Below are 13,412 nucleotides of genomic sequence, written 5' to 3'. Positions count from 1 at the left end.
TGCGGGGCCGCGACCGTGGTGGCGCGCCGCGGGTCACGCGCTGTGCCGCCGGCCGGGCTCCGTAGCGGTGCCGGTACCGGTGCTCGTGTCCGGGGCGGCGGTGTCCGGGCCCAGGGTGACGGCGAAGAGCGCGGCGTCGTCCTGCAGCGCGCCCCCGGTGTGCCGGGAGACGGCGGAGAGCACGGTGTCGAGGACCACCTCGGGATCGGGTGGGAAGTGCCGGGACAGCACCGGAACGGGGTCGAAGAAGACACCGTCCGTGTCGCGGGCTTCGTCGATGCCGTCGGTGAAGAGCACCAAGGTGGCGCCGACGGGCAGGTCGAACCGGTCGACCGGGACCTCGTCGCCGCCGAGGGCGCCCAGGCCCAGGGGCAGGGACGGCGTGGCCGGTTCCAGCGGGCTCGCCTTGCCGTCGTGGACCAGCAGGGGCGCCTCGTGGCCCCGGTTGGCGATGCGGAGCACGGAGTAGTCGGAGGGGATTTCCGCGATGACGGCCGTGGCGAACGACTCGGTCTCCGCACCGCTCGCCTCCTCGATGCCGGCCCGCATCCGGTCCTCCAGTTGCCGGACGACACCCGGCAGATCCGGCTGGTGGAGGCAGGCCTCACGGAACGATCCCAGCAGGGCGTTGACCGTACGGACCGCCTCCAGTCCCTTGCCGCGCACATCGGCGATGAGCATGCGGATGCCGTGCGGTGTCCCGTGGATCGCGAAGAGGTCACCGCCAATGGCTGCCTCCTTGTGGGCGACCTCGTACCGGGAGGCCACGGTCAGCCGTCCCACCCGGTGCGGCGGGTCCGGCAGCACCGCGCGCTGCACCGCCGCCGCCACCTCGCGGCTCGTCCTCAGCTGCTGCCGGTCGCGTGCCAGCAGCACATTGAGGCCCGCCGCGATGACGGTGAGCACGACCAGGCTGGTGAACGCGGTGATGTCGGTGCGGGTCGGCTCTCTCTCCAGGTCCACCAGGGCGAGCCCGACGGCGTTCGCCGCCACGCCGGTGGCGATCGTCCCGCGCAGGGAGAGGATCGGCGCGGCCAGGACGGGGGCAGCCGCGAGCAGGGGGAACGTGCTGACGTTGTTCAAGAAGACCAGGTCGAGGACGAAGGCGATCGCGAGCAGTGCGGCGGGCAGCCATCGGAGCCGTTGCTCGGGCTCCCCCGCTTCTCTGCGCCCGTTTCGCATGCGCTTCCGCGTTCCTGAGGTGGTCGTTTCGTCGGTGCCGGTCCGGCTGTGCCCCAGTCTCTGGCATGCTCCCGGCGACGGCGACCCGAAGATCTCCGCGAGCGCGGACCGGGCCCGGCGGCCGGGGTCTTCCCGGAGCGCGTTCCCTTGCGCATCCCCACGACTCGCCCCCGTGGCCCGTCCGTGATCGGGCGGAGCTTGCGAGGCCGGGGGATCATTGCGGAGGATGCAGTGCGGGGACCGGGGCCCCCGTGTCGGTAACGGCAGGGGCGGACCGCTACCCGGAGCACAATTCAGGAGACAGCGATGTCCCACGAGGCTTTTGAGCCGGAGACCCCGCATCTCGACTTCGAGGGCACGACCCCCTACGAGGACTACGTCAAGGCCGACGTCCTCACCCACCTCCAGCACACCCTCTCCGACGACCCCGGAGAGATGGTCTTCCTGGTCACCACCCAGGTGATGGAGCTGTGGTTCACCGTGATCGTGCACGAGTGGGAGACGGCGGCGAACGCGCTGCGGGGCGACGACATCCCCACCGCGATCGACGCGCTGAAGCGGTCCGTACGGGAACTGGAGGCGCTGAACGCCTCCTGGAAGCCGCTCGGACAGCTCACTCCGGCGCAGTTCAACGCCTACCGCGGCGCGCTCGGCGAGGGCTCCGGCTTCCAGTCGGCGATGTACCGGCGCATGGAGTTCCTGCTGGGCGACAAGTCCGCGTCCATGCTCGTCCCGCACCGGGGCGCGCCGCGGGTGCACGCCGAGCTGGAGAAGGCGCTGCACGAGCCGAGCCTGTACGACGAGGTGCTGCGCCTCCTCGCACGCCGCGGGCACCCGGTCCCCGACGAGGTGCTGAGCCGCGACGTGTCCCGGCGGTACGAGCCGTCGCCGCGGGTGGAGGAGGTCTGGACGGCCGTCTACTCGGGTGACGAGCGCGACGACGTCGCCCGGCTGGGCGAGGCGCTCACCGATGTCGCCGAGCTGGTGTGGCGCTGGCGCAACGACCACCTGGTCGCCACCCGCCGCGCGATGGGCGCCAAGACCGGTACGGGCGGTTCCGCCGGGGTGGCCTGGCTGGAGAAGCGGGCGCGGAACAACGTGTTCCCCGAGCTGTGGACGGCGCGGTCCTATGTCTGAACCGAGGCTCAGGGCGAAGGAACTGGACGCGGCCGACGAGCTGGCCGCCCAGCGCGCCGAGTTCGTGCTGGAGGAGGACGGTGACGCGGTCTACCTCGACGGCAACTCGCTGGGCGCGCTGCCCGCCGCCGTCCCCGGCCGGGTCGAGGACGTCGTCCGCAGGCAGTGGGGCGAGCTGCGCATCCGGTCCTGGACGGAGAGCGGCTGGTGGACGGCGCCCGAGCGGATCGGCGACCGGATCGCCCCGCTGGTGGGCGCGGCGGCCGGGCAGATCGTCGTCGGCGACTCCACCAGTGTCAACGTCTTCAAGGCGGTGGTGGGCGCGGTGCGCCTGGCCCGGTCGGCGGACGGTGCCGCCGGACCCGCCCGCGACGAGATCGTGGTCGACGCGACCACGTTCCCCACGGACGGCTACATCGCCGAGTCGGCGGCCCGGATGACCGGCTGCACCCTGCGCCCGGTGCCGCCGTCCGACATCCCGGACGCGCTCGGCGACCGTACGGCCGCCGTGCTGCTCAACCACGTCGACTACCGCACCGGCCGGCTGCACGACCTGCCCGCGCTCACGGCCGCCGTGCACGCGGCGGGGGCGTACGTCGTCTGGGACCTGTGCCACAGCGCGGGCGCGCTGCCGGTCGGGCTGGACGAGCACGGCGTGGACCTGGCGGTCGGCTGCACCTACAAGTACCTGAACGGCGGACCCGGTTCACCGGCGTACCTCTATGTGCGCGCGGAGCTGCAGGACCGCTTCGACTCCCCGCTGCCCGGCTGGAACTCCCATGCGGAGCCCTTCGGGATGAGCCCGGAGTACGCACCGGCGCCGGGTGCGCTGCGCGGGCGGGTCGGCACCCCGGACATCCTGTCCATGCTCGCCCTGGAGGCGGCACTGGACGTCTGGGACGGCGGCGTCACGATCGAGGCGGTACGGGCCAAGTCCCTCGCCCTGACGGACTTCTTCCTGGAGTGCGTCGCGGCGTACGTCCCCGAAGGCCGGGTCGAGTGCCTGACCCCGGGGCCGCACGGGGAGCGGGGCAGCCAGATCGCCCTGCGCTGTCCGGGCGCGGGCGACGTCATGAAGCGGCTGATCGAACGCGGGGTGGTCGGGGACTTCCGTCACCCGGACGTGCTCCGCTTCGGCTTCACCCCGCTGTACGTCGGCTTCGCGGATACGGAGCGTGCGGCACGGGTGCTGGCGGAGGTGCTGGCGGAGACCGGGGCGTAGGGCGCCACGGCGGTGGTCGGCGGGCCCGTGAAAGGGGCGGGATCCGCCGGCCGCCTCCCAGGAGGTTCACCGAGTGTGATATCCCCATGTCCGCGCACATGATCGTCCTGATACCGTCCCGGCCAACGGCCGAATACTTCTCTGGTCCGCCACATACGTTTCATCGCTGAGAGGTTGGAGCATGACGGACGACGTCGCAGCCGCCCGGGCCGCCGCCGAGGAGAAGTCGCTCTTCTCCCGTCCGCCGGTCGAGCCCGACGCCACAGCGGCCTACGGCGACGACCCGGACCAGCTGATCGACTTCTACGTCCCGCGTGCCACGGGCGGCCCCGGCGGCCCCGCGCCCGTGGTCGTCGTCCTGCACGGCGGTGCCTGGCGGGCGCCCTACGACCGGCGGCACATCAGCCCGTTCGCCGGCTTCCTGGCCCACCGGGGCTTCGCCGTGGCCAGTGTCGAATACCGGCGCGGGGCCGGTGAGGCGGGCGGCGGGGACCCGGTCGCGGGGCGCTGGCCCTGCACCTTCGACGACGTCGCCGCCGCACTCGACGCGCTGCCCGAGCTGGCCCGCCGGCACCTGCCCGGCGCCGACCCGCGCCGCACGGTGGTCACCGGCCACTCCGCCGGCGGCCAGCTGGCGCTGTGGGCCGCCGCCCGCCACCTCCTCCCCGCCGGCGCCCCCTGGCGCACCGACCGTCCCGTGCCCCTGCGGGGCGTGGTCGCCCTCGCCCCGATCGCCGACCTCGCGGTCGCCGACAAGCTGGACGTCTGCGGCGGTGCGGTACGCCAACTCCTCGGCGGCGACGAGGGGTTCGCCGAGCGACAGCCGTACGCCGACCCCGCGCTGCTGCTGCCCACCGGCATCGCCACCGCCGTCGTCCAGGGCCGTACCGACGCCGAGGTCCCGCAGGCGGTCGCCGAGTCGTACGCGGACGCGGCGGCCAAGGCCGGTGAGGTGGTGGGGCTGACGCTGCTGGAGGACGTCGGCCACTTCCCGCTGATCGACCCGGCGGCGGACGCCTGCGCGGTGGTGGCGGAGGAGATCGCCCAACTCGCCTGGTGAACCCTGCCCGTCGGGGTGTACCCGGCGGGATCCTCGTGTACCCGGCGGGACCCTCTCCCGAGTGCCGCCGGTCATACCCGTCATACCTGAGAGCCACCCCGGAGGTGAGCTCTCCGGCGGGACGCGGACTACCTGCGCCGATCCGTAACTTCCTTCCCTGAACGGCCCGATGAGCGGGCGGACGGACAGGGGGGACCGACCATGGGGTACCGGTGGCGCCGTGCCGTACTCGCCGTGCTGGTCGCATCGGCGGTGACGCTGCCCGTGGTGGGGGCGGCCCGGCCCCGGGTTCCCGCCCCGCCGCCGGTCGCGCTCGCCCCGCCGACCGCGGCCACCCTCGACGCCACCTACGCCGCCCACCGGGCCAATGCCGGGAAGGCCGCCCGGATGGCCGCGGACCACGGCGACCGGCGGCGCGCGGCGGCCGACCGCGCCCTGGCCGACCCCGCCCGGCAGTTGCTCTCCTTCGACGGCCGCGGCGCCGGGCTGGTGACCGAGGTCCTGGGCGACCTCGCGCACGCCGACCGGGTCGCCGTCCTGGTACCCGGCTCCGACACCGGTATCGACACCTACGGAAGGTTCCGCGCCGCCGCCCGGGCCCTGCACGCCCGGCTCACCCGTGAGGCCCCGGCGGGCACCCGCACGGCGGTCGTCGCCTGGCTCGGCTACGAGACGCCCGCGACGATCGGCCTCGCCGTCGCCACCACCGACCGCGCGGACCGGGCCGCACCCGAACTGCGCTCCCTGGTAGCGGACTTACGGGTGATCATCGGTCCGCGCCCGCGCATCTCCCTGCTCTGCCACTCCTACGGCTCGGTCGTCTGTGTCCGTGCCGCCCCCGGTCTGGACGTCGACGACATCGCCGTCGTCGGCAGCCCGGGCACCGGCGCCGACACCGCCGCCGCCCTGCGCACCCGTGCCCGGATCTGGGCGGCCCGGGGCGCCGGCGACTGGGTGGAGAACGTTCCGCACCTCACCGTCGACCTGTTCGGCACCCGCGTCGGCTTCGGCACCGACCCCGTCTCCCCGGCGTTCGGCGCCCGGGTCTTCACGGCCGGCGACGGCGGCCACAGCGACTACTTCGCACCCGGCTCCACCTCCCTGACCAACCTGACCCGGATCGTCCTGGGCGAGACCGAGGCGGTGACCCATGACTGACCCGGCCCTCCAGAGCCTCCGGCACGGCCGCGTATGGCACGGCGTACGGCGCGGCGGCGTACGGCACGGTGCCGAGCGCATCGACGCGGCCACCCCGCCCCACCGCGACCGCGCCGTGGACGCCCTGCGCGCCGTCGCCGTCCTCGGGGTCGTCCTCGGCCACTGGCTGGTCACCGCGCTGGTCGCGGACGGCCGCACCCTGCGCACGGCCAGTCCGCTGCAGGACATGCCCTGGCTGGCCCCCGTCTCCTGGCCGTTCCAGACCCTCGCCGTGTTCTTCCTGGTCGGCGGCCATGTGGCGACCCGCGGGTATGCCTCGGCCCGCGCCCGCGGCATCCCGTACCACCACTGGCTGCGCGGCCGTCTCACCCGGCTGTTCGGGCCGGTCGCCGCCGTCCTCGGCCTGTGGACCGTCGTCACGGTCGCGCTGCTGCTCTCCGGGACGGACCTCGCGACCACCCGCACGCTGGTGAAACTCGCCCTGTCCCCGCTCTGGTTCCTGCTGGTCTTCGCCGCCCTCACCGCCGCGACCCCGCTGCTGACCCGGCTCCACCCGCTGTGGCCGCTCGCCGTCGTCCTGCACGTGGACGTGCTGCGCTTCGGCCTCGGCGGCCCCGACCGGCTCGGCTGGATCAACCTCGCGGCCGGCTGGCTGGTCCCCTACACCCTGGGCGCGGCCTGGACCCGGGGCGAGCTGGAGCACCGCCGTGCGGGCCGGTTCCTCCTCGTCTCCGGCACGGCGGCCACGGCCGCGCTCGTCGCCTGGGCCGGCTACCCGGCCTCCATGGTCGGCGTCCCGGGAGCCGTCGTCTCCAACCTCAACCCGCCGACGCTGGCCGCCGTCACCTTCGGCCTGGCCCAGTGCGGACTGGCGCTGCTGCTGCGGGAGCGGCTGCGGAGCGCGATGCGCCGGCCGGTCGCGTGGGCGGCGGCGGCGCTGGTCAACCTCTCCGCGATGACGATCTTCCTCTGGCACCAGACGGCCCTCATGGCGACCACCGCCACCGCACTCCTCCTGGGCCGCCTCCCCGGACTGCACACCGCCCCCGACGGCCTCGGCTGGGTCGCCGCCCGGATCGCCTGGCTGCCGGTGTTCGTCCTGGCCCTCACGGTCTGCCGGGCGGCCTTCCGGTCCTGGGAGCAGGGCGGTGAGCGGCGCGGGCGTGCCCGGAGGACGCGTGCCCACCGGCGGACGGCGCAGGACCGGGGCGCGACCGAAGGAGCACGGCATGTCTAGGCTGACGCGGACGACGGAGCCGGGGGGCGTGACGCGGGTGTTCGAACAGGCGGTGGTGGGCCGGGTGGTGCGCTGGCTGCGCGTACTGCGCGACGACCTGTGGACTGTGCGGGCGGACCCGCTGCCCCCGTCGGTGTGGCTGCGCTGGCTGCCGCACGGGATCGTCTTCCTGGCCGCGATCGGGGTCCTGCTCGGCGACGCGAACCAGCTCGGCGACCACGGTCGGCTCGACGGCCAAGTCGCCTTCCTGATCGCCCTTGCCGAGGCCTGCGCGATGGTGCTCGCGCTGTGGCGGCCGGTCCCGGCGTGGTGGCTGTCAATGGCGGCCATGACGGTAGGACAGTACGCGGTACGGGCCCGGATGCTTCCCGCACGGGAGGGGCCCGGCGCGGTGATCGAGGGGCCGTACCCGGTTCCGGACCTGATGATCCCCGGCGGGTACAGATTTCCCTGGCCCTGGACGGCGGCCGGGATCACCGCCCACGCGGTCGTGCTGCTGCTGCTCGCCCTGCGCCTGCGCCCCCGGGTGTCCCTAGAGGTGCTGGGCCTGACCGCGCTCGCCACGTACGTCGTCCAAGGGCTGGTCGGCGCACCGCACTACCAGCCGACCGGCCAGCTCGCCGTCATCCTGTTCACGGTCGTCGTCATGTTCGCCATGGCGCTGCGCGGCCGCCGTGAGGCCCGCGCGGAACTGCGGCAGCAGACCACGCTCACCGCCGAGGAGCGGGCCCGGCGCACCCTGCTGGAGGAACGCAGCCGCATCGCCCGCGAGTTGCACGACGTGGTGGCCCACCACATGTCGGTCATCTCTATCCAGGCCCAGGTCGCCCCGCACCTCGTCGAGAACCCGTCCGACGAACTCAGGGAGAACCTGGCCGGCATCCGGCAGAACGCCCTCGACGCGCTCACCGAACTGCGCCGTGTCCTGGGCGTGTTGCGCTCCGAGCACCCCGCCTCCCCCGTGCACGAGGACGGTTCCGGCACCGCCCCGCACGCCCCGCAGCCCACCCTGGACCGGCTCGGGGCACTGGTGGAGAACACCCGGGCCGCCGGGCTGGCCGTGACCACCGAAGTCACCGGTGAGCGACGGCCGTTGCCGCCCGGCGTCGAGCTGTCCGCGTACCGGATCGTGCAGGAGGCGCTGAGCAACGTGCTGCGCCACGCCCCCGGCGCCACCGCCCGGGTCGTCCTCGCCTACGATCCGCACGGGCTGGGGGTGGAGGTGACCAACACCCGGCCCACGGGCGAGGCGCCCCCGTCCGCCGGCGCCGGGCACGGGCTGCTCGGCATGCGGGAGAGGGCCGCGATGCTCGGCGGCAGCCTCACCGCCCGCCCCCGGTCCGACGGCGGCTACCGGGTCGCCGCCCGCCTTCCCGCAGACTCCCGGGCAGGGACCGCCGACCCCCGTACCGGGACAGCCGCCCCGGCTCCTCAGCGCAAGGACGACACCACATGATCCGCGTACTCGTCGCCGACGACCAGCAGATGGTCCGGCAGGGTTTCACCGTGCTGCTGAACACCCACCCCGACATCGAGGTGATCGGCCAGGCGGTCGACGGGCTGGACGCGGTCGCGCAGGTCGCCGACCTCGCCCCGGACGTCGTGCTGATGGACATCCGCATGCCCGGACTCGGCGGCATCGAGGCCACCCGCCGCATCACCGCCGCCACCCCGCACATCCGGGTGCTGGTGCTGACCACCTTCGACCTCGACGAGTACGTGTACGAGGCGCTGCGGGCCGGCGCCTCCGGCTTCCTGCTGAAGGACGCCTCCAGCGACCAGCTCGCCGAGGCCGTACGGGTGGTGGCGGCCGGCGACGCGCTGCTCGCGCCCGGCATCACCCGGCGGCTGATCGCCGAGTTCGGCCGCCTGGAGGACAGGCCCCGCCCCCCGCTCAGACAGCGCGTCGGCGCTCTCACCGAGCGGGAGACGGAGGTGCTCGGACTGATCGCGCAGGGCCTGTCCAACGCGGAGATCGCAGCGCGGCTGGTGGTCGCCGAACAGACCGTGAAGACCCATGTGGGCCGCATCCTGGTGAAGCTGGGCCTGCGGGACCGCACCCAGGCGGCGGTCTTCGCGTACGAGTCGGGGCTGGTCCGGCCGTCGGGGTACTGACGCGAGGGACGGCCCGCCCGGGTGTCACGTGGACCGGGGCGTCAGGGACCGCAGGCCGCCTTCCCCGTACGACCTCCTCGACCCCTTGTAGTACTTGAGACGGAGGCCCGGGAACCCCTCTCAACGGGGACGCCCCCGGACCCCCGGTCGGCCTAACGTGTGACCGTGACCGAGACGACCCACACCCACTCCGCGGCCCCGCCGCCCGGGGACGGGGCCAAGACCCGCAGCCCGGAGTACCGGCTGGCCCAGAACGCCCTGCGCGGGCTGCGCCACGACCTGTTCGAGGACGCCTTCGCCTACCGGCCGCTGCCGCGCCGGCGCACGGACGGCCCGTTCGTCCGCCGGCTGCCCGGCCGGCTGAGGTCCTCCGCGGAACACCTCCCGCACGCGCTGGTGGGGGCGATCGCGCTGCTCACCCTGTGCGCCGGCGCGTTGGGGGGCGGCCTGCCCGGCGGGAACGTACTGGCTCTGCTGGCCGGCCTGCTGTGCGCGCTCCCGGTGCTCGCCACGCTGGTCCGGCCGGTCGGCGCGTTCTGGCTGTCGCTGGCGGTGACCCCGGTGGTCGCGGTCCTCAACGGCAGCGGAGCCGAATGGCCGTGGATGCCCGGCGCGTTCGTCTGCCACCTGGCGGTGCTGATCGTCGTGGCGCTGCGCACCCGGCCCCGCACCGCCGCCTGGATGTGGGTCCTGACCGCCGCGTACGCCCTCCTCTCGGACATCGTTTTCGGCGGGTCGTACTACTACACGAACAGCGGGCCCATGATGGTGACGTCCGCCTTCGCCCTGCTCGTGGTCTCCTTCCGGCACGTCCGTCACACCGCCCAGCAGGAGGTGACCGCCCAGCAGACGGTCACCGCGCACGAACGCTCCCGGCGCACACTCCTCGAGGAGCGCACCACCATCGCCCGCGAGCTGCACGACGTGGTCGCCCACCACATGTCGGTCGTCGCCATCCAGGCCGAGGCCGCGCCCTACCGGGTGGAGAACCCGCCGCCCGAGCTGGAGCGCGCCTTCGCCACCATCCGCGAGAACGCGGTGGCCGCCCTCACCGAGCTGCGCCGCGTCCTCGGCGTGGTCCGCGCCGAGGACTACGAGGCCCCCGACGCCCCCCAGCCCACCCTCGCCGACCTCGACTCCCTGCTCGCCAACGTGCGGGACGCCGGTCTGGACGTGGAGAAGGTGGTGACCGGGGCGGTGCGCGAGCTGCCGCAGGGCGTGGAACTGTCGGCGTACCGCATCGTGCAGGAGGCGCTCAGCAACAGCCTGCGCCACGCGCCCGGCGCCAGTGCCCGCGTCGAGATCGGGTACGTCCTCGGCGGGCTCGGCCTGCGCGTCGTCAACGGCCCGGCGCCCCAGCCCCACCTGGTCAAACCCTCGCCCGGAGCCGGCCACGGCATCACCGGCATGCGCGAGCGGGTCACCATGCTGAACGGCGAGATGACGGCGGGCCCGGCCGACGACGGGGGTTACGAGATCGCGGTGTTCCTGCCGGTCGGCTCGGCGGACGGGGACGAGGCATGAACGGGGTGGGCGGTATGAGCGGCGCGGGCGGCGTGAGCGACGCGGGCGGCGTGAGCGGGGCGGGCCGAACCGGGATCGGGGCCGGGGCCGGGACGGGCGACGGGGACACCATCCGCGTCCTCGTCGCGGACGATCAGATGATGGTGCGTGAGGGCTTCTCGGTCCTGCTGAACGCGATGCCGGGCATCGAGGTCGTCGGCGAGGCCGTCAACGGCCGGCAGGCGGTGGAGCGGGTCCGTGAACTCGCCCCCGACGTCGTGCTGATGGACATCCGCATGCCCGAACTGAACGGCATAGAGGCGACCCGCGAGATCATCGCCGCCGACGGCGCCGCGAAGGTGCTGGTGCTGACCACCTTCGACCTCGACGAGTACGTCTACCAGGCGCTGCGCGCGGGCGCCTCCGGCTTCCTCCTCAAGGACGCCTCGGCCCGCCGCCTCGCCGACGGGGTACGGGTGGTCGCGGCCGGTGACGCGCTGCTCGCCCCCTCGGTGACCCGGCGGCTGATCACCGAGTTCTCCAAGCTGGCCGAGACCCCGCGCCTGATGCCGTCCGCCCAGGCGGCCTACGGCGACCTGACCGAACGCGAGACGGAGGTCCTGGTGCTCATCGCGCAGGGCCTGTCGAACGCGGAGATCGCCGGCCGCCTGGTGGTCGCCGAGTCGACGATCAAGACGCATGTGAGCCGCATCCTGGTGAAACTGGGCCTCCGCGACCGCACCCAGGCCGCGGTCTTCGCCTACGAGGCCCGCCTGGTGACCCCTGGGTGACCAGGCCCGTTGCCCCTTGGACGAGGGGTGACGGGCGTCTCTGGTCAGAGCGGGCGCGGGCGGCTACCGTCCGTCCATGGCACCTCCTCTCGACCTCGCGTTCGACCCGTGGGACCCGGCGTTCCTCGCCGACCCGTATCCCGCCTACGCCGAACTGCGGGAACGGGGCCGGGTGCACTGGTTCGAGCCGACGAACCAGTGGCTGGTCCCGCACCACACGGACGTCTCCGCGCTGCTGCGCGAGAGGCGCCTGGGGCGGACGTACCAGCACCGCTTCACCCACGAGGAGTTCGGCCGGACCGCTCCGCCGCCCGAGCAGGAGCCGTTCCACACCCTCAACGACCACGGCATGCTCGACCTCGAGCCGCCGGACCACACCCGCATCCGGCGCCTGGTGTCGAAGGCGTTCACCCCGCGCACGGTGGAACGCCTGAAACCGTACGTCGAGGGGCTCGCGGCGGACCTGGTGTCCGCGCTGGTCGACGCGGGCGGCGGCGACCTGCTGCGGGACGTCGCCGAACCGCTCCCGGTCGCGGTGATCGCCGAGATGCTGGGCATCCCGGAGTCCGACCGGGCCCCGTTGCGCCCCTGGTCGGCGGACATCTGCGGGATGTACGAGCTGAACCCGTCGCGGGAGACGGCCGAGCGGGCGGTCCGGGCCTCGGTCGAGTTCACCGAGTACCTGCGCGAGCTGATCGCGCACCGGCGCGCCCACCCCGGCGACGACCTGGTCTCGGGCCTGATCGCGGCCCACGACGAGGACGACGACCGTCTCACCGAGCAGGAGATGATCTCCACCTGTGTGCTCCTGCTGAACGCGGGCCACGAGGCGACGGTGAACTCCACGGTCAACGGCTGGGCGGCACTGTTCCAGAACCCCGGCCAACTGGCCGCCCTCCGCGCGGACCACTCCCTGGTCCCCACCGCCGTGGAGGAGCTGATGCGCTACGACACCCCGCTCCAGCTCTTCGAGCGCTGGGTCCTGGACGACATCGAGATCGACGGCACGGTGATCCCCCGGGGCGCGGAGATCGCCATGCTCTTCGGCTCCGCCAACCACGACCCGGCCGTCTTCACCGACCCCGCCCGCCTGGACCTCACCCGCGCGGACAACCCGCACATCTCCTTCAGCGCCGGCATCCACTACTGCATCGGGGCACCCCTGGCCCGCATCGAACTCGCGGCGTCCATGAGGGCGTTGCTGGAGCAGGCTCCGACGCTGCGCCTGGCGGAGGAACCGAAGCGCAAGCCGAACTTCGTGATCCGGGGGCTGGAGGGGCTTGTGGTCGAGGTCTGAGCCCGAATCGGGTCCGAGGGCGATGAGTCCTGCCGTGGTCGACGGTCTCTATCTCCAGCAGGCGATCGACCGCACTCGAGGAGAGCCCCATGACCGCTGTTTACACGTTCGACGTCTTTTCCAGCCTCGACGGCTTCGGCACCGCCGGTGGCGACTGGACCGGCTACTGGGGCAAGCAAGGCCCCGAACTCCTCGACCACCGCCTCGCCCTGTACGGCGAGGAGCAGCGGATGGTCTTCGGCGCCAACACGTATCGGGTGTTCGCGCGGATGCTGGCATCGAGCACCGAGGAGTCCGAGGTGCGCGACCCGTGGGTCACACGGATGAGGAGCCTGCCGGCAACGGTGGTGTCGACCACGTTGGAAGGACCCCTCGACTGGCCGGATGCGAACATCGTGAGCGGCGACGCCGTCGACGCCGTCGCCCGGCTCAAGAAGGAGTCCGGGGTGCCGTTGCGCTCGCACGGCAGCCTGTCGATGAACCGGGCGCTGATGGCCGCCGGTCTGGTCGACCGCGTTCAGGTGACGCTCTTCCCTGTGATCACCGGTCGGACCGGCTTGGACCCGATCTTCCGGGGTGCGGCCGACTTCGACCTCGAGCTGATCGAGCACCGGACGCTCGACGGCCACATCCAGGAGCTCGTCTACCGGCCCACCCCGCACGTCTGAGTCCCCCGCACACCCCGCCCCGTCAGGCAGCCGGACCCGACC

The 13,412-nt window shown here is 73.4% G+C and carries 12 protein-coding genes; 11 read left to right on the top strand and 1 reads right to left on the bottom strand.

Annotated elements, in window-relative coordinates; genetic code table 11:
* Window positions 1–33 precede the first annotated feature (33 nt).
* Entirely contained in the window at window positions 34–1,182 is a 1,149-nt protein-coding gene (locus ACIF80_RS18320) for a PP2C family protein-serine/threonine phosphatase (RefSeq protein ID WP_399805691.1), read from the bottom strand.
* A gap of 306 nt (window positions 1,183–1,488) precedes the next feature.
* Between ACIF80_RS18320 and ACIF80_RS18315 the strand changes: the two genes are divergently transcribed.
* The 11 genes from ACIF80_RS18315 (at window position 1,489) to ACIF80_RS18265 (ending at window position 13,370) form a co-directional block, all read left to right on the top strand.
* Entirely contained in the window at window positions 1,489–2,319 is an 831-nt protein-coding gene (locus ACIF80_RS18315; protein WP_399805689.1) for a tryptophan 2,3-dioxygenase family protein, read from the top strand.
* Complete coding sequence (gene kynU, locus ACIF80_RS18310; RefSeq protein WP_399805687.1) at window positions 2,312–3,541, top strand: kynureninase; 1,230 nt, start codon at window positions 2,312–2,314, stop codon at window positions 3,539–3,541. Before ACIF80_RS18315 ends, kynU begins: the two co-directional genes overlap by 8 nt.
* A gap of 181 nt (window positions 3,542–3,722) precedes the next feature.
* Window positions 3,723–4,601: an alpha/beta hydrolase gene (locus ACIF80_RS18305; protein WP_399805686.1), complete on the top strand. Its 879-nt coding sequence runs from the start codon at window positions 3,723–3,725 to the stop codon at window positions 4,599–4,601.
* A gap of 201 nt (window positions 4,602–4,802) precedes the next feature.
* Complete coding sequence (locus ACIF80_RS18300) at window positions 4,803–5,759, top strand: alpha/beta hydrolase (protein WP_399805684.1); 957 nt, start codon at window positions 4,803–4,805, stop codon at window positions 5,757–5,759.
* Entirely contained in the window at window positions 5,752–6,996 is a 1,245-nt protein-coding gene (locus ACIF80_RS18295) for an acyltransferase (protein ID WP_399805682.1), read from the top strand. The genes ACIF80_RS18300 and ACIF80_RS18295 overlap by 8 nt, the downstream gene beginning before the upstream one ends.
* Window positions 6,989–8,452 (top strand): sensor histidine kinase, encoded by a 1,464-nt coding sequence (locus ACIF80_RS18290; RefSeq protein ID WP_399805680.1) that lies wholly within the window; start codon window positions 6,989–6,991, stop codon window positions 8,450–8,452. The genes ACIF80_RS18295 and ACIF80_RS18290 overlap by 8 nt, the downstream gene beginning before the upstream one ends.
* Window positions 8,449–9,111: a response regulator gene (locus ACIF80_RS18285; RefSeq protein ID WP_399805678.1), complete on the top strand. Its 663-nt coding sequence runs from the start codon at window positions 8,449–8,451 to the stop codon at window positions 9,109–9,111. Before ACIF80_RS18290 ends, ACIF80_RS18285 begins: the two co-directional genes overlap by 4 nt.
* 165 nt (window positions 9,112–9,276) lie before the next feature.
* Entirely contained in the window at window positions 9,277–10,635 is a 1,359-nt protein-coding gene (locus ACIF80_RS18280) for a sensor histidine kinase (protein WP_399805676.1), read from the top strand.
* Complete coding sequence (locus ACIF80_RS18275; RefSeq protein ID WP_399805674.1) at window positions 10,632–11,405, top strand: response regulator; 774 nt, start codon at window positions 10,632–10,634, stop codon at window positions 11,403–11,405. The genes ACIF80_RS18280 and ACIF80_RS18275 overlap by 4 nt, the downstream gene beginning before the upstream one ends.
* A 76-nt stretch (window positions 11,406–11,481) precedes the next feature.
* Window positions 11,482–12,702, top strand: coding sequence for a cytochrome P450 (locus ACIF80_RS18270; RefSeq protein WP_399805672.1), 1,221 nt, complete (start codon window positions 11,482–11,484; stop codon window positions 12,700–12,702).
* 89 nt (window positions 12,703–12,791) lie between these two features.
* Window positions 12,792–13,370 (top strand): dihydrofolate reductase family protein, encoded by a 579-nt coding sequence (locus tag ACIF80_RS18265; RefSeq protein WP_399805670.1) that lies wholly within the window; start codon window positions 12,792–12,794, stop codon window positions 13,368–13,370.
* Window positions 13,371–13,412 lie beyond the last annotated feature (42 nt).

Source organism: Streptomyces sp. NPDC085927, from assembly GCF_044540975.1.
Lineage (GTDB): Bacteria > Actinomycetota > Actinomycetes > Streptomycetales > Streptomycetaceae > Streptomyces > Streptomyces hirsutus.
Note: the sequence above shows the minus strand (reverse complement) of the source record. Positions and strands in the feature narration are given on the sequence as shown.

Coding starts and splice junctions, on each gene's coding strand:
- ACIF80_RS18320 (WP_399805691.1), bottom strand. CDS start 1,182: ATGCGAAACGGGCGCAGAGAAGCGGGGGAGCCCGAGCAACGGCTCCGA.
- ACIF80_RS18315 (WP_399805689.1), top strand. CDS start 1,489: ATGTCCCACGAGGCTTTTGAGCCGGAGACCCCGCATCTCGACTTCGAG.
- kynU (WP_399805687.1), top strand. CDS start 2,312: ATGTCTGAACCGAGGCTCAGGGCGAAGGAACTGGACGCGGCCGACGAG.
- ACIF80_RS18305 (WP_399805686.1), top strand. CDS start 3,723: ATGACGGACGACGTCGCAGCCGCCCGGGCCGCCGCCGAGGAGAAGTCG.
- ACIF80_RS18300 (WP_399805684.1), top strand. CDS start 4,803: ATGGGGTACCGGTGGCGCCGTGCCGTACTCGCCGTGCTGGTCGCATCG.
- ACIF80_RS18295 (WP_399805682.1), top strand. CDS start 5,752: ATGACTGACCCGGCCCTCCAGAGCCTCCGGCACGGCCGCGTATGGCAC.
- ACIF80_RS18290 (WP_399805680.1), top strand. CDS start 6,989: ATGTCTAGGCTGACGCGGACGACGGAGCCGGGGGGCGTGACGCGGGTG.
- ACIF80_RS18285 (WP_399805678.1), top strand. CDS start 8,449: ATGATCCGCGTACTCGTCGCCGACGACCAGCAGATGGTCCGGCAGGGT.
- ACIF80_RS18275 (WP_399805674.1), top strand. CDS start 10,632: ATGAACGGGGTGGGCGGTATGAGCGGCGCGGGCGGCGTGAGCGACGCG.
- ACIF80_RS18270 (WP_399805672.1), top strand. CDS start 11,482: ATGGCACCTCCTCTCGACCTCGCGTTCGACCCGTGGGACCCGGCGTTC.
- ACIF80_RS18265 (WP_399805670.1), top strand. CDS start 12,792: ATGACCGCTGTTTACACGTTCGACGTCTTTTCCAGCCTCGACGGCTTC.